Annotated in this window: 16 protein-coding genes; 5 read left to right on the top strand and 11 right to left on the bottom strand. The window is 63.7% G+C overall.

Annotated features, from left to right (window positions below):
* Positions 1-7 precede the first annotated feature (7 nt).
* The 3 genes from KFF05_09005 to KFF05_08995 form a co-directional block, all read right to left on the bottom strand.
* Positions 8-523 (bottom strand): chemotaxis protein CheW, encoded by a 516-nt coding sequence (locus KFF05_09005; GenBank protein ID UTW53455.1) that lies wholly within the window; start codon positions 521-523, stop codon positions 8-10.
* A gap of 140 nt (positions 524-663) precedes the next feature.
* Positions 664-1506: an alpha/beta hydrolase gene (locus KFF05_09000; protein ID UTW53454.1), complete on the bottom strand. Its 843-nt coding sequence runs from the start codon at positions 1504-1506 to the stop codon at positions 664-666.
* A 32-nt stretch (positions 1507-1538) separates the two neighbouring features.
* Entirely contained in the window at positions 1539-2756 is a 1218-nt protein-coding gene (locus KFF05_08995) for a CoA transferase (GenBank protein UTW53453.1), read from the bottom strand.
* A gap of 174 nt (positions 2757-2930) precedes the next feature.
* Between KFF05_08995 and KFF05_08990 the strand changes: the two genes are divergently transcribed.
* Both KFF05_08990 and KFF05_08985 read left to right on the top strand, forming a co-directional pair.
* Positions 2931-5258 carry a penicillin acylase family protein gene (locus KFF05_08990; GenBank protein UTW53452.1) on the top strand — a complete coding sequence of 776 codons (2328 nt, stop codon included), beginning with the start codon at positions 2931-2933 and terminating at the stop codon, positions 5256-5258.
* A 48-nt stretch (positions 5259-5306) separates the two neighbouring features.
* Complete coding sequence (locus KFF05_08985; GenBank protein UTW53451.1) at positions 5307-6524, top strand: threonine ammonia-lyase; 1218 nt, start codon at positions 5307-5309, stop codon at positions 6522-6524.
* A 2-nt stretch (positions 6525-6526) separates the two neighbouring features.
* Here the strand turns inward: KFF05_08985 and KFF05_08980 are convergent, their stop codons facing one another.
* The gene (locus KFF05_08980) at positions 6527-7222 is read right to left on the bottom strand and encodes a class I SAM-dependent methyltransferase (protein UTW53450.1); all 696 of its coding nucleotides are present in this window, start codon (positions 7220-7222) and stop codon (positions 6527-6529) included.
* Positions 7223-7292: 70 nt separating this feature from the next.
* Positions 7293-7748, bottom strand: coding sequence for a flavin reductase family protein (locus tag KFF05_08975; GenBank protein UTW53449.1), 456 nt, complete (start codon positions 7746-7748; stop codon positions 7293-7295).
* Positions 7749-8054: 306 nt separating this feature from the next.
* On the opposite strand from KFF05_08975, the gene motA reads away from it, so the two are divergent.
* The 3 genes from motA (at position 8055) to KFF05_08960 (ending at position 10942) form a co-directional block, all read left to right on the top strand.
* A complete protein-coding gene (motA, locus tag KFF05_08970) occupies positions 8055-8915 on the top strand; it encodes a flagellar motor stator protein MotA (GenBank protein UTW53448.1) in 861 nt (286 codons plus the stop codon).
* A 91-nt stretch (positions 8916-9006) separates the two neighbouring features.
* Positions 9007-10146, top strand: coding sequence for a flagellar motor protein MotB (gene motB / locus KFF05_08965; protein UTW53447.1), 1140 nt, complete (start codon positions 9007-9009; stop codon positions 10144-10146).
* Positions 10147-10198: 52 nt separating this feature from the next.
* Positions 10199-10942: an arginyltransferase gene (locus tag KFF05_08960; GenBank protein UTW53446.1), complete on the top strand. Its 744-nt coding sequence runs from the start codon at positions 10199-10201 to the stop codon at positions 10940-10942.
* Positions 10943-10957: 15 nt separating this feature from the next.
* Here the strand turns inward: KFF05_08960 and parC are convergent, their stop codons facing one another.
* From parC to KFF05_08930, 6 genes are all read right to left on the bottom strand, one after another.
* Positions 10958-13201: a DNA topoisomerase IV subunit A gene (gene parC / locus KFF05_08955; GenBank protein ID UTW53445.1), complete on the bottom strand. Its 2244-nt coding sequence runs from the start codon at positions 13199-13201 to the stop codon at positions 10958-10960.
* 118 nt (positions 13202-13319) lie between these two features.
* Entirely contained in the window at positions 13320-14039 is a 720-nt protein-coding gene (recO, locus tag KFF05_08950) for a DNA repair protein RecO (GenBank protein UTW53444.1), read from the bottom strand.
* 48 nt (positions 14040-14087) lie between these two features.
* Positions 14088-14990, bottom strand: coding sequence for a GTPase Era (gene era, locus KFF05_08945; protein UTW53443.1), 903 nt, complete (start codon positions 14988-14990; stop codon positions 14088-14090).
* The gene (gene rnc / locus KFF05_08940) at positions 14987-15679 is read right to left on the bottom strand and encodes a ribonuclease III (protein UTW53442.1); all 693 of its coding nucleotides are present in this window, start codon (positions 15677-15679) and stop codon (positions 14987-14989) included. Before rnc ends, era begins: the two co-directional genes overlap by 4 nt.
* The gene (lepB, locus tag KFF05_08935) at positions 15676-16407 is read right to left on the bottom strand and encodes a signal peptidase I (protein ID UTW53441.1); all 732 of its coding nucleotides are present in this window, start codon (positions 16405-16407) and stop codon (positions 15676-15678) included. Before lepB ends, rnc begins: the two co-directional genes overlap by 4 nt.
* Before the next feature lie 101 nt (positions 16408-16508).
* On the bottom strand, positions 16509-16919 hold the full coding sequence (locus KFF05_08930) for a holo-ACP synthase (GenBank protein ID UTW53440.1): 411 nt from the start codon (positions 16917-16919) through the stop codon (positions 16509-16511).
* Positions 16920-16934: the final 15 nt, after the last annotated feature.

Below are 16934 nucleotides of genomic sequence, written 5' to 3'. Positions count from 1 at the left end.
ATCGCTTCTAGAGCCGGACGCTGATGTTCAGCAGGCGGTGCACATCAAGCACCACCATCAACTCACCCTTCAAGCGATAGATTCCGTTGGCGAATTCGCGCCACAGTGAATCCAGGGTTGCTGGATTCCGCTCGTAAAGATCGTTGGACAGGCTGATCACGTCACCGATACTGTCGACCAGCAGGGTGTAAAGCTCGTGTTCGTGCTCCACCGTCACCGCCATGGCGTTTTCCGAGGCTTCCGTGCTGGCCGGCAAGCCCAGGCGTACCCGCACGTCAATGACGGTGACGATGCGGCCGCGCAGGTTGATGGAACCGCGTACTTCCGGCGGCGCCAGCGGGATCGAGGCGATGCGGTCCGGTGACAGGATATCCTGGACCATCAGCACGGGAATGCCGAACAGCTGCTTTTTGACCCGGAAGGTCACGAAATCTTCCAGGTCCTCACCCGGGTGCGTCGCCAGTTCGCGGGTTTCCGCTTCGCGCAGCGCGCGGGACGAATTTACAGCCTGAACTTCCGCCATTGTCGGCACTCCCCAGGTTTCCGGCGGCCTTGCGCGAAAATGCGTCTGACCGATCCTTAACGTGGCTGCATAGTATTCGTCGGCCCGGCGACTTTCAATACAGACAAAGGTATGTGTCCGCTGAATAAATTCGAGTCGGTTCAGTCCGTAAGCCAGTCCGCGATCAGATCCAGCTGAACCTCGTCCATCAAAGCCGGCGCATGGCCGACACCGGGAATTTCATGGGCCTTCGCTTTGGGGCCGCGGGATTGCATCTCCGCCAGGGTGTCGGCGCGCAAAAGGTCCGATTGCGCGCCCCGGATCACGGTGACCGGACAGCGGATCGCATCCCACACGGGCCACAGCACCAAATCGTTGTCGACTGCGCTCTGGAACGGTTTGGCCAGGCCGGGATCGTACTTCAGCACCAGCCGCCCACCGGTCCCCTCACGCACGCTGTGACGGGCGAGATGCGCCCATTGAGCGTCGGTCAGGGGGCCGAACGGCGCGTGGACTTGGCGGATATAGGCTTCCGCCTCGGCCATATCAGTGAAGTCCGGCGCCGTGCCCAGGTAGGCGGCGATGCGTTGCAGGGAATCCTTGGTCACCACCGGCCCGGCATCGTTCATCAGCAGGCGTGCGACAGGTGTCCCCGGCCCCGCCGCCATGATCATGCCGAGCAGCGCCCCCATGGAGGTGCCGAGCCAGGCGACCCGATCCACGTCGAGCCGCGCGATCAAGGCCGTCAGGTCGGCAAGGTATTGCGGATAGCCGTATTGCAGGGGATCGGTCAATCGGCCGCTGTCGCCGCGCCCGACGATGTCGGGGCAGACGACGCGCCAACGGTCGGAGAACCGTTCGGCCACCGCATCAAAGTCGCGGCCGTTACGGGTCAGGCCATGAACGCAGAGCAGGACCGGACCGTCGGCCGGGCCCCATTGCCAATAAACGACCTCGTGAAACGTGCCGAGGGCGGAGCGGCCGAGGAACGATTTGCGCTGCATGTTCACGCTCCCCTGCCCCGTCCGCCACGGCGTCAAATCACGCCGCGGTCACGCAGGCCCGCGACCTCGTCGGGGCTGAGACCCAGGACTTCGCCCAGAACCTCTTCCGAATGCTGGCCCAGAACCGGCGGCGCCATGCGGTAATCGACCTGCGATTTCGAGAACTTCAGGGGGCTTGCGACCATGCTGACCGGCTTGCTGCCGGTCTTCGGATGCGGCATGTCGAGGCGCATGCCGCGGGCCAGGAACTGCGGATCGGAAAACACCTGGTCCAGGCGATTGATGGGCCCGCAACTGACGTTGTTCTTTTCCAACTCGGTCAGCCAGAATTCCGACGGCTTGGCCGCGATGATCGGCTTCAGCAGGGCGACGATTTCGTCCCGGTTCGATACGCGGTTGGCGTTGGTCGCGAATTTCGGGTCTTCGGCCAGATTCTCACAGCCGGCGACCTTGCAGAAACGCTGGAACTGGCCGTCATTGCCGACCGCCAGAATGATGTCGCCGTCGGCGGTCGCGAACGACTGGTAAGGCACGATGTTCGGATGCGCATTGCCCAGACGCGGCGGGTTCTGGCCGGTGGCCAGGAAGTTTGCCCCCTGGATCGACAGAATGGCGGCGGTGGTGTCCAACATGCCGATGTCGATGTGCTGCCCTTCGCCCGTGACTTCGCGGTGGCGCAGGGCCGCGTTGATGCCGACCGCGGCGTACATGCCGGCGATCAGGTCGGAAATGGGGATGCCGGCTTTCTGCGGGTCGCTGTCCGGCTCGCCGGTGACGCTCATGAAGCCGCCCATGCCCTGGATCAGCACGTCGTATCCGGGGCGGTTGGCGTAGGGACCCGTATGGCCGAAGCCGGTGACCGAGCAATAGACGAGGCCCGGATTGTCGTCCTTCAGCTGCTCATAGCCCAGGCCGTACTTGGCGAGGCCGCCGGTCTTGAAGTTCTCGACCAGCACGTCGGACTTGGCGATCATCTTCTTCGCCAATTCGATACCTTCGGGCTTGGTCAGGTCCAGGGTGATCGAGCGCTTGTTGCGGTTGGCGCAGGTGAAATAGGCGCTCTGGTCCGTGTCTTTGCCCTCGCCGTCCTTCAGGTAGGGCGGCGCGAAGCCGCGCGTGTCGTCGCCCTTGCCGGGAATTTCCACCTTGATCACGTCGGCGCCCAAGTCGCCAAGAATCTGCGTGCAGGAGGGGCCCGCCAGAATGCGGGTCAGATCGAAAACCCGAAGGCCGCTCAAGGGTCCGGACATGTCTGTTTCCTTTTGTTGGTCGCGCCTTATTGTGGGCGTCAGGCGATGGTAGGGAACGCTTGGCACGCCCGGAAACCGGGGGCCGGCGCAAGATTGGTGTCGCGCGATGTATAACGCCAAGATTTACCCCCCGCAATGCAGGCGGGCGAAAATTTCCGGCCCGAAAGGTTCGCGATGCGGCTGGGTGGGCTGAAGGTCTGGGGCTTTGCGCTGGCCGTTGCGCTTGTCGGCGGCGGTGCGGCCCTGCTCGTCCCGACCTTTGCCAAGACGTCGGGAAGCCTGAAACTCACGGGTCTTTCGGCGCCGGTGACGGTCACCCGCGACGGCCATGGCGTGCCGCGCATCCGCGCCGATAACGAGGGCAGCGCCTTTTTCGCCCTTGGTTTCGTCCATGCCCAGGACCGGTTCTTCCAGATGGAATTGATGCGCCGCGCGGGGGCGGGACGGCTGGCGGAAATGTTGGGCGCGCCGGCCCTCGACATGGACCGTTACATGCGCAGGCTGGGAATCTACCGGCTGGCCGAGGCGCAGGCGAAGGCAGCGTCGCCCGAATTGAAGAACCGTCTGAAGGCCTATGCCGATGGGGTCAACGCCTGGATCGACGATACCGACTGGCCGCGCACCGTCGAATTCCTCGCCCTTCGTCACACGCCCGAACCCTGGCGCCCCGCCGACAGCCTGGTCTGGGGCAAGCTGATGGCCCTGCGCCTGGCGGGGAACTGGCGGACGGAACGCCTTCGTCTCGACATGCTGGCTAGACTATCACCGGAACAGGTGGATTTCCTATGGCCGCCCTACCCCGGTGACGCGCCGACGGCCTTTCCCGGCGTCCCCGGCGGCGGCAGTGGTTTGGCGGCCTTTCCCGCCATGGATTGGGATCCGCGCAGCGCGGGCGCACCGGGCACGGCGTCCAACGCCTGGGCGCTGTCGGGGGCGCGCACGTCGACCGGCAAGCCGTTCCTGGCCAACGACCCGCATCTGGAATTCCGGGCGCCGATCTTGTGGTATCTGGCGCGCCTGGAAACCCCGGGTGGTGTGCTTGCCGGGGCGACCGTGCCCGGCGTGCCGTTCTTGGTGATCGGCCATAACGGCCATGTCGCCTGGGGATTCACGACCACGGGGGCGGATACGGAAGACCTGATTATCGAAACCCCGGCCGGGCAACCGGGCACCTACCGCACCGATACCGGTGACGGGATGGCCGAATTCGGCACACGCACTGAGGTCATCAAGGTACGGGACGGCGCGCCGGAAACCCTGAAGGTGCTGGAAACCCCCGACGGCCCCGTCATTACCGAGGCCGGCGGCCGCCCGGTGACCCTCTCTGCCCCTTATCTGAAAGCGGGCGACCGCACGCCGGAAGCGCTCCTGGCCCTCAATGCCGCCAAGACCAAGTCCGATGTCGCGGCGGCCCTGCGCCAGTTCCATGCCCCGGTGCAGAACATCCTGTATGCCACCCGGGCAGGCGATATCGGCATGGTCACGGCGGGCCGTCTGCCCAAGCGCAAACGCGGCGGCGCGGTGCCGTTGGTCCGCACCCAGGGGCCGGTGGGGCACGACGGCTATCTAGACCCTTCGGTGATGCCGCGCTATGCCGATCCGCCGGGCGGCGTGCTGCTGAACGCCAACAACAAGGTCACGCCTCCGGGCTTTCCCTTCGCGATCGCCGCCGACTGGCCGCCGCCCTTCCGCGCCCGACGGCTGGCCGATCTGCTGGCCGGAGACCGGCCCGATCCGATCACCCCCCAGATGGACATTCATTCCGCCGGGGCCGAGGAACTGTTGGCCTTCGCTTTGGCACAACTGGACGACGTTTCCGGCAGCAGGCCCCTGGTTCGCATGTTGGAGCGTTGGGACGGCGCCATGGACCGCCGCCAGCGCGCACCCCTCGCCTTCATGTTCTTCGCCTTGAATCTAAAACGCGCCATCTTCGCCGACGACCTGGGCGACCTGATTGACCGCTGGCACGGCCTGCGCATCCAGGCCGTGGTCCGCGCCCTGACCGCCGGGCAGCAATGGTGCGACGACGTGACGACTGCGGACAAGATCGAAACCTGTGCCGAGGCGGTTATCCGCGCCCTGGATCAGACGGCCCGCGACCTGATGGGTCTGGACCGGGAACTGGGTCGCACGGCGCTTTGGGGCGATGTCCATGTCGCCCGGTTCGAGCATCCGGTGTTCAGGCACCTTCCCCTGCTGCGCGATTGGACGGCGGTCGAGGTCGCGACGGACGGCGGCAACGACACCCTCAACCGGGGCGCCATGTGGCTGGGGCGCAAGGAGGCTCCCTTTGCCCACCGCCATGGGGCGGGGCTGCGCGCCCTTATGGATTTAAGCGATCTGGACGGCTCCCGCTTCGTCATCGCGACGGGGCAGTCGGGCAATCCGCTCAGCCCGCGGTATCGCGATCTGGCCGATGCCTGGCGGGATGGCCAAACCCTGACCCTTGAAACCATCCCGCCCGAGGCGGGTGACGTTCTGAAAATTCTGCCAAAAGACTAAGCAAGCGTGTAGAACGGCGGCTTCAGTTGCCGCAACGGAACTTGTGCCATGACCGTGACGATAGATGCCATCCGCGACGCCGCCCGCCAATTGCAGGGCGAGATCATTCGCACCCCGGCCCTACCGGTGCGCCGGCTGTCGCGGGCAACCGGCGCCGATGTTTATCTGAAGCTGGAGAACCTGCAGGTCACGGGCTCGTTCAAGGTCCGTGGCGCCGGGATCAAGCTGGGCAGCCTATCGGGTGACGAGCGCGCGCGCGGCGTCGTCGCCGCCTCGGCCGGCAACCACGCCCAGGGCGTGGCCTATCACGCCGGGCGGCTGGGCATCGTGGCGACCATCTACATGCCTGAAGGCACCCCCTTCACCAAGGTCGGGCGAACCGAGGACCTGGGCGCCACGGTGGTCCTGGAAGGCGTCGATTTCAACGCCGCGAGGGATGCCGCCCTGGCCCATGCCGAGGAAACCGGCAAACTGTTCATAGCACCCTTCGATGACCCCCACGTGATCGCCGGTCAGGGCACGGTGGCCCTGGAACTGCTTGAGGATGTACCGGATCTGGACATCCTGATCGTGCCCATCGGCGGCGGCGGCCTGATGGCCGGCTGCGCCATCGCGGCCCATGCGATCAACCCGGGGATCGAGATGATCGGCGCGCAGACGGCGCTTTACCCCTCAATGGCCCAGGCCCTGAACGGCGAAGCATCGACCGGTGCCGGCACCACCATCGCCGAAGGCATCGCCGTGAAGACGCCGGGCGAAATCACTCAACCGATCATCGCCGACCACGTAACGGATATCTCCGTACTGGGCGAAGATCAGATCGAAGCCGCCGTCCTGGCCCTGGCCGAGGGCCAGCGCATCGTTGCCGAGGGCGCTGGGGCGGCCGGCGTGGCGGCTCTTCTGGCCGGCGATGGCCGGTATGCCGGAAAAAAGGTCGGTATCGTAATTTCCGGTGGCAACATCGATTCCCGCCTGCTGTCCAACGTCCTGCTGCGCGGCCTGGTGCGCGGCGGGCGCATGGTGTCCTTGCGCATTGGGATGAGCGACCGTCCGGGCATGTTGGCCGAGGTCTCCGGGCTGATCGGCGGTCTGGGCGGCAATATCCTGGAAGTCTACCACCAGCGCCTGTTCACCGACGGCCCGATCCGCGACACGGAACTGGACGTGGTGATCGAAACCATCGACGCGGAACATGCCCGCGCGATCGTCGAAGCCCTATGCAACGCTGGGTTCCAGACCCGGGTCCTGTCGAACCGCAAGGACTAGGCCTACATCCTGAAGACCAGCAGCCGGGTGCGCCGGCTGTCGTCGACCTCGACGATCTCGTCCGGGGCGACATCCGGCACGGCAAAGCTGTTGGAAATGAACAGGCTGCCCGGCTTCATTTCCTCACGGGCCTTGGCGTAAAGACGCGCCATGGGCACGGGTGACAGGAAACAATAAACGACATCGAAATTCCTTAAATCCGCCCGCCAAAGGGACAGAAAGCGGATTCGCAGGTTCGCCCGCGGTTGCGTGAATTTTCTAAGGCGGGTCGCGAGGTAAACCAACGGGGCGGTTTCGAAGCCGTCGAAATCGGCATCCGGGCGCGCATCGGCGAGGAGCCAGAGCGTCCCCCCGAGCCCACTGCCCAGGTCCGCCATGCGGATGCCGTGCCGTTTCGGCAACAGCTTTTCAACGGCGCGCCATGTCTTGGCGTTGGACAGGTAGAGGGGAACGCCCTCACCCACGGCGTTCCAATAGACGGCAAGCAGGATCGCGAATACGGCGAAGATGACCCATCCAGGCGGCTGCAGGCCGAGCACGACCCAGAGCAGGACCGGCCCGGCCGCCTGGACCGGCAACCACCACCGCGCGAGCCCCAAGGGCAACGTCGCCACAGCCGCCACAGCCCCCCAAATAACGCAGAGCACCGGTGCCGGCGCCGGCCAGCCGAGATTGCGCAGGATGATCATGGCAGCCACGGTCGCGATCCCGCCGACAAGCTGCGCCGCCACCGCGCGAACGATGGGTAAATTGAATGATATTGAAGGGTTAGGCGAGCCCACTTAACCCACGATATGAGCTTTGGAAATAGACCAGCGGTGCCTTGTCGCGGGCCACTTGCACATCCGCCACGCGGCCGACCACGATGCGGTGATCGCCGCCGTCGTGGATCGCGTGGGTTTGGCAGGACAGTGCCGCCGCCACGCCATCGAGGATCGGCGCGCCGGTCGCACCGGCCTTAAATCCATGTCCGTGCAGGTCGAAGGTCTGCGGCCCGGCGAAAGCGTCGGACAGAGCATGTTGATCGGCGGCCAGGACATTAACCGTGAACCCGGCGCCTGATTCCAGGAATTGGGCAATGCATCCCGTGCGGTTATCCAGGCAAACCAAGATCAACGGCGGGTCGAGGGACAGCGAGCAGAAAGCGCTGACGGTTACGCCGACGGGCCCCTGCCCGTCGCCGGGCGCGGTGACAACCGTGACGCCCGAGGCAAAACAAGCCAAGGCGTTTCTGAATGCAATTTGATCAACCATATCGGCGGCCGAATCACTTCCCTTAAGGATGTTGGCAGGTGTACACGGATGACGTCTTGAATACGTCGCCTGGGGAACGGCTGGCAAGCCTTTACCAATTACCAATCAATTTGACGTTCAATGAGGGCGTGGCTCTTTGAATTAAACATATTGGCTTATGGCACTTCGGTACGAGAAATGCTTGTATTTTGGGATGATAGGACGATAGCTTTCCATCCGTGCGCCAAAGATCGAAAACCGACACCGGCGCGGGCCCGTGCTCTTGGAGACTGCTGAATGCTGTTTATTGTAGGCTCATTGGTTGTACTGGTTTCCGTGTTCGGTGCCTATGGCGTCCACGGCAGCTTCGGTGTGCTTTGGCAGCCGCTTGAATTCATCATCATCTTCGGCGGCGCCATCGGGGCGTTCGTCACGGGCAACCCCAAGTCGGTGATCAAGGGGGTCATGGGATCGTTCAAGACCCTGATCAAAGGCCCCACATATACCCGCGAACACTATGAAGAGCTTCTCGGTTGCCTCTATTCAGTGTTCCGCCTGGCCAAGACCAAAGGCGACCTGGCGCTGGAAGCGCATGTGGAAAAACCGGATGAAAGCACCCTGTTCGCCAATTTCCCGTTGTTTCACGGCGACCATCACGCCATCGAATTCCTGTGCGACTATCTGCGCCTGTTGACCCTGGGGGCTTCCAACCCGCACGAAATCGAATCGGTCATGGATGCCGAACTGGAAAAGCACCACGAGGAGTTGCATTCCATCTCCGGCGCCTGGCAGAGCATGGCCGACGCGACCCCGGCGCTAGGCATCGTCGCCGCCGTCTTGGGCGTCATCGTGACCATGGGCTCGATCACCGAACCGCCGGAAGTTCTCGGCAACCTGATCGCGGCCGCCCTGGTCGGGACGTTCAGCGGAATTTTCTTCGCCTATGGCTTCATGGCCCCCATTGCGGCCTCTCTGACCAATACCTACGCTTCCGACGCCGCTTACCTGAACTGCATCAAGATCGCGCTGGTCGGTCACATGCAGGGCTATGCCCCGCAGGTGTCCGTTGAATTCGCGCGCAAGACCTTGGCGCACGGGTTGCGGCCAACCTTTGCCGAGGTCGAGGAAATGGTCACCAACCTGCCCGCGGCGTCGTGATAAGCACCCCGCCTGTCGCCGGTCGCACACCTCCCCATGACCACGGCAGGACGAACGGCCGAAACGGGACGGACCCCATAGGAAGGGCCTGATGGCGGAAGAAGCCGCAAAACAACCGATCATCATCAAGAAGATCAAGAAGGGCGGACACGGCCATCACGGCGGCGCGTGGAAAATCGCCTACGCCGACTTCGTGACCGCCATGATGGCCTTCTTCCTGCTGCTGTGGCTGTTGAACTCGGTCACCCAGGAATCCCTCGAAGGCATTTCCAACTATTTCGCGCCCGTGTCCACGTCGCAGACGACCAGCGGGTCCGGCGACATCCTTCAGGGCAAGACGATTACCGAGGAAGGCATTTCCTCGAACGCCACGGCGCGCGACAGCGTGACCGTCGATCTGCCGCCGCCCAAGGCCGGCACCGGCGGTGACCTGTCCGAGGGCGAGGCCGAATCCAAGGCCCAACCGACCGAAGAGGACCTTGAGGCACAGGCTGCCAAGAAGGAACAGGAAGCCTTTGAGGACGCCCAGGAAGAACTGCAAAAAACGCTGGAAAGCGTGCCGCAGATGCGTCAGCTGAAAAACAGCCTGCTGGTCGACAACACACCCGAAGGTCTGCGCATTCAGCTGATCGACCGCGATGGCTTGGCCATGTTCCCGTCGGGATCCTCCAAGATGTTCCTGCACACGGAACGCCTGCTGGAACTGGTGTCCAAGGTCATTTTGTCGATGCCCCAGGACATCTCGATTTCCGGGCATACGGACGCCACCCCGTTTTCCGGTCAGGACTACGGCAACTGGGAACTGTCGTCGGACCGCGCCAATTCGGCGCGCCGCGCGCTCGAAAGCTTCGGCGTGCCCGACGCCAGAATCCAGCGTGTCGTCGGAAAATCAGCGACGGATCCCCTGATTGCCGAAGACCCCAAGCATCCGTCCAACCGGCGGCTTTCGATTATTCTTCTGCGTGGCACCGGCCGTGAGGCGGAAAAGGAAAAGGCCCAAAAGGCCGCCGAGGAAAAGGCTAGGAAGGAACGTGAGAACGAAGCCCTGCCCGGCCTGAACGAGATCAAGCGTCAGCAGCGGCAGGAAGATGGCGCCGCCGCACCCGCGCCCGAGTTGAAGCCCGAAGGCATACAACTGCCTGCACCCAGCGGCGCTGCCCCGGCTCAGCCAGCCGCACCGGCGTTACCCGGGATCAACCTTGAAATCCGCGGTGATATTAAGCCACAGTAGGTTCCGAACGGTTGACGCATTGGCGGCGTGACCGGAGGCACAGGGACACGACATGCGCCACAAACCCATATCGGACACGCGATTCTTTTTCGCGACGGCCCCGTTGCCTTGTCCGTACCTGCCGGATCGGGTCGAACGGCGCGTGGTCACCGAACTGTTCGGGCGCGACGCCACCCGCCTGCATGATCAATTGTCCTATGCCGGCTTCCGCCGCTCCCACGGGATCGTCTATGCCCCGGCCTGTCCCGGTTGCGATGCCTGTAAGGCCGTGCGCATCGCCGTCAACGGCTTTGACCTGCGCCCGTCAATGAAGCGGATACTGAAGGCCAATACGGACCTGTCGGCGCGCATGGCGCAGCCGACCGCTACCCAGGAACAATACCGCCTGTTCCAGCGCTATCAGGCGTCGCGCCATTCGGGCGGTGACATGTCCAAGATGGATTACCTGGACTACCAGGCGCTGATCGAGGACACCCCCATCGACACGGGCCTGATCACCTTCCGCGATGATGAGGGCACGCTGATGGGGGCCATGCTGGCCGACCGCCTGGGCGACGGGTTGTCAGCGGTCTACAGCTATTTCGACCCGGAACAGCCGCGCCGGGGCATGGGCACCTACATGATCCTGTGGCTGATCGACGAGGCCAAGCGTCTCGGCCTGCCCTATGTCTATCTGGGATTCTGGATCGAGGGCTGCAACAAGATGTCCTACAAGGCGCGGTTCCGCCCGCTCGAGGTCCATACGGCGACCGGTTGGCAGAACTTCGACGACTTCACGGCAACGTCCGGAACCTAGTCCCGCACGCACAGCCTAGTCCCTGCCAAACGTCCCCGAGCGCGGAAAGCCTTTGGGTACGACAAGGCCCGCCTGGGCCCGCTTGCCAAGCCATTGCTGATATTCCGGCTCCGTACGCTGGCCGCCAGAACGCCAGGTCAGGCCCTCGGCGAAACGCATGGTGGTGATGTCGGCCAGCCCGCCCTTGTTGTAGCGTTGCAGGATCACGCCCTTGCCGCGGCCCATTTCCGGCAATTCGTCGATGGGGAAGATCAAAAGCTTGCGGTTCTCGCCGACCACGGCGACGGCATCCGCCCCCTCCATCACTTCCGCGATGGCGGCGGCCTCTTCGCCCGTGCCCAGGTTCAGGACCTGTTTGCCGTTCTTGGTCTGGGCCATCAGGTCATCGGACGGCACGATGAAGCCGCGCCCTTTGTCCGACGCCACGACATACTTCTTGCCGGTCTGATAGACCTGAAGCCAGATGGGGTCGTGGCCGTTCGGGATATCGACCATCAGGCGCACGGGCTCTCCGTGCCCGCGACCGCCCGGCAGCTTATCGCCGGCCAAGGTGTAGAACCGCCCGTTGGTGGCGAACACCAGGAACTTGTCCGTGGTCTGTCCGTGGACCATGAACTTCAGATTGTCGCCGTCCTTGAACTTGACCTCCGTGCCTGGCTCGACATGGCCCTTGAGGGCCCGGATCCAGCCTTTTTCCGACAGCACGACGGTGATCGGCTCTTTCTCGATCATGGCTTCCAGGGGCACCACGACGGCGGTCGGGGGGCCGGCGATTTCCGTGCGCCGCGCGCCGATTTCGGTCTTCTGGCCGAAAGCTTTCTTTGTCTCGGCGATTTCGGCGGCGATCGCTTTCCAACGCTCGCCCTCGTCCTTCAGCAGCGTCTTGATCGTTTGGCGTTCCTTGCCCAGGTCCTCGTTCTCGCGCCGGATCTCGATCTCTTCCAACTTGCGCAACTGGCGTAGGCGCATGTCCAGGATCGCATTGGCCTGGACCTCGGTCAGGTCGAAACGCTTCATCAACACGGTCTTGGGCTCGTCCTCCTCGCGGATGATCTTGATGATCTCATCCAGGTTGAGGAACGCGACCAACAGCCCGCCCAGGACCTCCATGCGCCGCTCGATCTTCTCCAGCCGGAAGTTCTTGCGCCGGATCAGCACCTTGTGGCGGTGGTCGAGGAATGCCTGCAGGACGTCGCGCAGGGACATCACGCCGGGCGTGTTGTTGGCGTCCAGCACGTTCATGTTCATGTTGAAGCGGATTTCCAGGTCCGTCTCGCGGAACAGGTGCTCCATCAGGGTTTCCGCGTCGACGGTGCGGCTCTTGGGTTCCAGCACGATGCGCACGTCTTCCGTCGATTCATCGCGCACGTCCTGCAGGATCGGCAGTTTCTTGCCGATGATCAGGTCGGCGATGCGCTCGATCAGCTTGGCCTTCTGGATCTGATAGGGAATTTCCGTGATGACGATCTCGTACTGGCCGCGGCCCTGATCCTCGACCTGCCATTTGGCGCGCAGGCGGAAGGCGCCCCTGCCCGTCCGGTACGCCTCGACCACGGCGGCATGGTCTTCGACCAACACGCCGCCGGTCGGGAAATCGGGACCGGGCACGAACTCGCACAGCTTGTCGAAGGTCGCGTTGGGAAACTTGATCAGGTGGATGAGCGCGTCACACAACTCGCCCGCGTTATGCGGCGGGATATTGGTCGCCATGCCGACGGCGATGCCCGTCGATCCATTGGCCAGCAGGTTCGGGAAATTGGCCGGAAGAACGATGGGTTCTTCCTCTTCCCCGTCGTAGGTCGTGCGGAAATCGACCGTGTCCTCGTCGATACCGTCAAGCAACGCCGCCGCGATCTCGGTCAGGCGCGATTCCGTGTAACGCATGGCGGCGGGGTTATCGCCGTCGATGTTGCCGAAGTTGCCTTGGCCGTCGACCAGGGGGTAGCGCACGGCGAAATCCTGAGCCAAACGGACCAGGGCGTCATAGATCGCAAGATCACCGTGGGGGTGATATTTACCCATCACGTCGCCGACGACGCGGGCGCATTTCTTGTAACCCGTGGCCGGGTCCAGCTTGAGCTGGCGCATGGCGTAGAGCAGCCGCCGGTGCACGGGCTTCAAACCGTCGCGCACATCCGGCAGCGAGCGCGACACGATGGTCGACAGCGCATAGGCCAGATAACGCTCACTCAGCGCCTGGGACAGCGGGGTATCGCGGATTTCGCCGCCGAAGTCGCCGGGCGGGGTGATCGCGGTCATCGCAAGGATTCCTTAGATTGCAGGTTTTCCGCGCATTTGGGGCGGAGGGCTGAATTCATGCACCAGATATAGTACATTCAGGGGGTGGGCGGTCAATGCGCCGATGGCGACAAATCGGTTATTTTTTCGCCTGGAAGCGTTCCACCAAGCGGTCACGGGCGGCCAAGCGCCCGGCCCGGCCTTCCAGGGCATGGCTTTCCAGGAAAAACCCGGTCAGCTTGAGGCCGTCGACGACCTCGTCCGGGGTCTCTGCCGTCCCGGGGCCGCGCAGAAACGCCGGCAGGGCCAGCAGACGCCCATGATAGGGCTTGCCGGCAGCGGCCGAGACGGCACGCCCGGTCTTGGGTGAGACATAGGTCAGGTTTTCCGTCTCTCCCGTGGCAGCGCAGGCGGCGAGATCAAGGCCGAAGCCCAATTCGCCGAGCACGCCCATTTCCCATTTCACATAGGCCGACCCGACGTCGGCATCGTCAAGGACCCCGAACAACGCCGCCAGGCCGTGGAAGATCGCGGGGTGGTCTTCGCCTTCGGGCAGCAGGGCCTCGGTCACCGCACAGGCGGCGGAGAGCGCGGCAAGGCCGTCCGGGCAGTTCATCAGCGCCGCCGCCGGGGTTTCCAGCACTTCGGTCGTCAGGCTGCCCAGGTGTTCCGGCAGGCGGCCGCGCCAATCGAGAGTGACCAGGTTGCCGACCTGCAGACCGCCGCGCTTGCGCCGCCCTGCCCCGCCCCGCACCAACCCCGTTTGGCGGCCCCGCGTCTGCGTCAGGGCGCTGACGATCAGCGCACTCTCACCGTGCTTGCGGGTCGCCAGGATGTAGCCCTTATCGTGCCATTCCATGGCGGAACGCCCTACCTGCGCGTTTCAGGTGCAGTCGATTGACCCTGATCAGGCATCGAAGTCCAGGCCCCATTCGGCATAGCGTTCACGGTCGTCCTGCCATTTCCCGCGTACCTTGACGTGGATGAACAGATGCACGGGATGGCCCAGCAAATCCTGAAGTTCGGTGCGCGCGGCGGCGCCGATCTGTTTGACCATGGCCCCCTGGCGGCCCAGCACGATGCCCTTCTGGCTGTCCCGCTCGACATAGATGACCTGGCGCACATGGGCCGAACCATCGGCCTTCTGGGTCCAGTCCTCGGTCTCGACGGTGATCTTGTAAGGCAGTTCCTGATGGAGTTTGAGAAACAGCTTTTCGCGCGTGATCTCGGCCGCCAGCAGGCGCGCCGGCATGTCGGAAATCTCGTCCTCGGGATACAGCCACGGACCTTCTGGCACGGCGGTGGCGAACAGCTTTGCGAGGTCGGAAACACCGTCTCCGGTATTGGCGGACACCATGAAGCAATCGGTGAAGACGCCTGTACCCATTAATTTTTCCGCCAGGGACAGCAACACCGGCTTGGCCACAAGATCAATCTTGTTGAGGATCAGATAGGCCTTGCGGTTGCCCAGGATCAGCTTGTCGATGATCGCCTGCGAGCGTTTGTCCACACCGTCCTTGGCGTCGATCAACAGGGCGATGGCATCGGCATCCTGGGCGCCCGACCAGGCGGCGGCGACCATGGCCCGGTCGAGCCGTCCCTTGGGCTCGAAAATGCCTGGCGTGTCGATCAGGATGACCTGCGCCGATCCTTCGATGAAGATGCCGAGCACGCGGGTTCGCGTCGTTTGCACCTTGGGCGACACGATGGAGACTTTGGCCCCGACCAGACGGTTGACCAGGGTCGACTTGCCGACGTTGGGCGCGCCCAGGATGGCAATGACGCCGGCGCGGGCCTTGGTCTCGTTCATCCTGTCCCCCAATTGTCCAGCATCGCCGTGGCGGCGGCCTGTTCGGCTTCCTGTTTGGCGTTGCCCGTCCCTGTCTGCTCCGCGCGCCCCGCGACCTGCACCGTGACGGTAAAGGTCGGCGCGTGGTCCGGCCCGGTCTGGTCCGTCACCGCATAGACCGGCAGCGGCAAGGCGTCCTTCTGACAGCGTTCCTGAAGCCGTGTCTTGGCGTCCTTCAGGGGCCCCGTGTGCGCATCGGCCAAGGGGGTCCACATGCGTTTGACGAAATCGGCGGCAACGTCGTATCCCGCGTCCAGGAACAGGGCCCCGATCACGGCCTCGCAGGCGTCGGCCAGGATCGATGGGTTGTCCCGCCCGCCCGCCGCTTTTTCGCCGGGCGAAAGCGCCAGGCAGGACGCCAGGTCCAGATCGCGGGCCACTGTGGCCAGGGTATCCTTGCGCACCAGGGCGGTGAAGCGGTAGCCGAGTTCGCCCTCGCTTTCCCCGGGAAAACGCTCATAAAGCAACGCCGAGACGGCCAGCCCCAGCACCCGATCACCGAGGAATTCCAGGCGTTCGTTGGAATTCAGGCGGTCCGTCTGCCCCGATGCATGCTTGAAGGCCTGTGTAAGGAGGTCAGGATCGCCGAAACGATGGCCCAGGCGGTCCTGCAGGGCCGAATGGCGCTTGGATGTGCTGCCGCCGCTCATTCAATGCCCTGGAAGATGCGCTCGAAGCGCACCGTCGACGGCCATTGCCAAGGCCGCCACAGGGAGCCCTGGGTTGAGAAGAACAGGAATTCGGCGCGGCCCACGAGGTTTTCCTTGGGAATGAACCCGACATCGCCGTAGCGGGAATCATTGGACCGGTCACGGTTGTCACCCATGGCGAAGAACTTGTCGGCGGGCACCTTGTAGACCCGCGTGTTGTCCATGGGGTCGTTGTCCGTTTCTTCCAGAATGAAGTGCTTCACGCCGTTCGGCAGGGTCTCGACGAAACGCGGCACGCGCCGGGTGGTGCCGAAATCGTCGGTTGAGACGAAATCCTCGACCCGTTCGCGAACAACCGGCGTGCCGTTGATGTGCAGGATGCCACCCGTCACCTGAATTTCATCACCAGGCAGGCCGACGATGCGTTTGATGAAATCGGTCTTGTTGTCGGACGGCAGCTTGAACACCACGACGTCGCCGCGCTCCGGCGTATCCTCGAAGACGCGCCCCGGGATCAGCGGCATGGAGAACGGCAACGAATGCTTGGAATACCCATAGGAGAACTTGGACACGAACAGGTAATCGCCGATCAACAGCGTCGGCAGCATGGAGCCCGACGGGATGTTGAAGGGCTCATACGCGAAGGTACGTACGACCAGCGCGATCAGGATCGCATAGGCGACCGTTTTCAGGGTGTCCCAGAATCCGCCTGGTTTGTCGCCGCTCATATGTTGTTTTTCCGTGGAATGCCTAGGGTGTTGCCTGGAAGGAATGGCTGGGTCGCCGGATGGTTTCGGCGGGCGGATGAAACGCGGGTCGGGCGCAAAGGTCAAGCGCCTTCCATCGCGGGAACGGCGGAAATGATCACCATGGCGTGGGCCAGGGGGTATTCATCGGTCTGGGAGACATGAACCTGGGCGGTCATGCCGGACGGCGTCAACGCGTCAAGCCGCGCCTTGGCGCCGCCGGTGATCAGCATATAGGGCTGCCCCGTGGGCAGGTTGGCGACCACCATGTCCTTCCAGAACACGCCCAGGCGAAACCCGGTGCCCAGCGCCTTGGCGCAGGCTTCCTTGGCGGCGAAGCTCTGAGCGAAGGAGGCCGCCGGATTCTGCCGCCGATAGGCCTTTTTCTGCTCGCCTTCGGCGAACAGGCGGTCGACGAAGCGGTCCCCGAACCGGTCCAGCGTACGCTCGATCCGGCGGATGTCGCACAGGTCCGTGCCGATTCCGATGATCATGGGCAGGGTGTCATG

The organism is bacterium SCSIO 12827 (assembly GCA_024397995.1).
In the GTDB taxonomy this organism is placed as follows: Bacteria; Pseudomonadota; Alphaproteobacteria; order Rhodospirillales; family Casp-alpha2; genus UBA1479.
This window is presented reverse-complemented; position numbering and strand designations above follow the sequence as displayed.

Bases quoted from the DNA above. Each gene is read 5' to 3' on its own strand.
- motB (UTW53447.1), top strand. From the start codon at position 9,007: ATGGCGGAAGAAGCCGCAAAACAACCGATCATCATCAAGAAGATCAAG.
- motA (UTW53448.1), top strand. From the start codon at position 8,055: ATGCTGTTTATTGTAGGCTCATTGGTTGTACTGGTTTCCGTGTTCGGT.
- KFF05_08960 (UTW53446.1), top strand. From the start codon at position 10,199: ATGCGCCACAAACCCATATCGGACACGCGATTCTTTTTCGCGACGGCC.
- era (UTW53443.1), bottom strand. From the start codon at position 14,990: ATGAACGAGACCAAGGCCCGCGCCGGCGTCATTGCCATCCTGGGCGCG.
- KFF05_08990 (UTW53452.1), top strand. From the start codon at position 2,931: ATGCGGCTGGGTGGGCTGAAGGTCTGGGGCTTTGCGCTGGCCGTTGCG.
- recO (UTW53444.1), bottom strand. From the start codon at position 14,039: ATGGAATGGCACGATAAGGGCTACATCCTGGCGACCCGCAAGCACGGT.
- KFF05_08985 (UTW53451.1), top strand. From the start codon at position 5,307: ATGACCGTGACGATAGATGCCATCCGCGACGCCGCCCGCCAATTGCAG.
- rnc (UTW53442.1), bottom strand. From the start codon at position 15,679: ATGAGCGGCGGCAGCACATCCAAGCGCCATTCGGCCCTGCAGGACCGC.
- KFF05_08995 (UTW53453.1), bottom strand. From the start codon at position 2,756: ATGTCCGGACCCTTGAGCGGCCTTCGGGTTTTCGATCTGACCCGCATT.
- KFF05_09005 (UTW53455.1), bottom strand. From the start codon at position 523: ATGGCGGAAGTTCAGGCTGTAAATTCGTCCCGCGCGCTGCGCGAAGCG.
- KFF05_08930 (UTW53440.1), bottom strand. From the start codon at position 16,919: ATGATCATCGGAATCGGCACGGACCTGTGCGACATCCGCCGGATCGAG.
- KFF05_09000 (UTW53454.1), bottom strand. From the start codon at position 1,506: ATGCAGCGCAAATCGTTCCTCGGCCGCTCCGCCCTCGGCACGTTTCAC.
- parC (UTW53445.1), bottom strand. From the start codon at position 13,201: ATGACCGCGATCACCCCGCCCGGCGACTTCGGCGGCGAAATCCGCGAT.
- lepB (UTW53441.1), bottom strand. From the start codon at position 16,407: ATGAGCGGCGACAAACCAGGCGGATTCTGGGACACCCTGAAAACGGTC.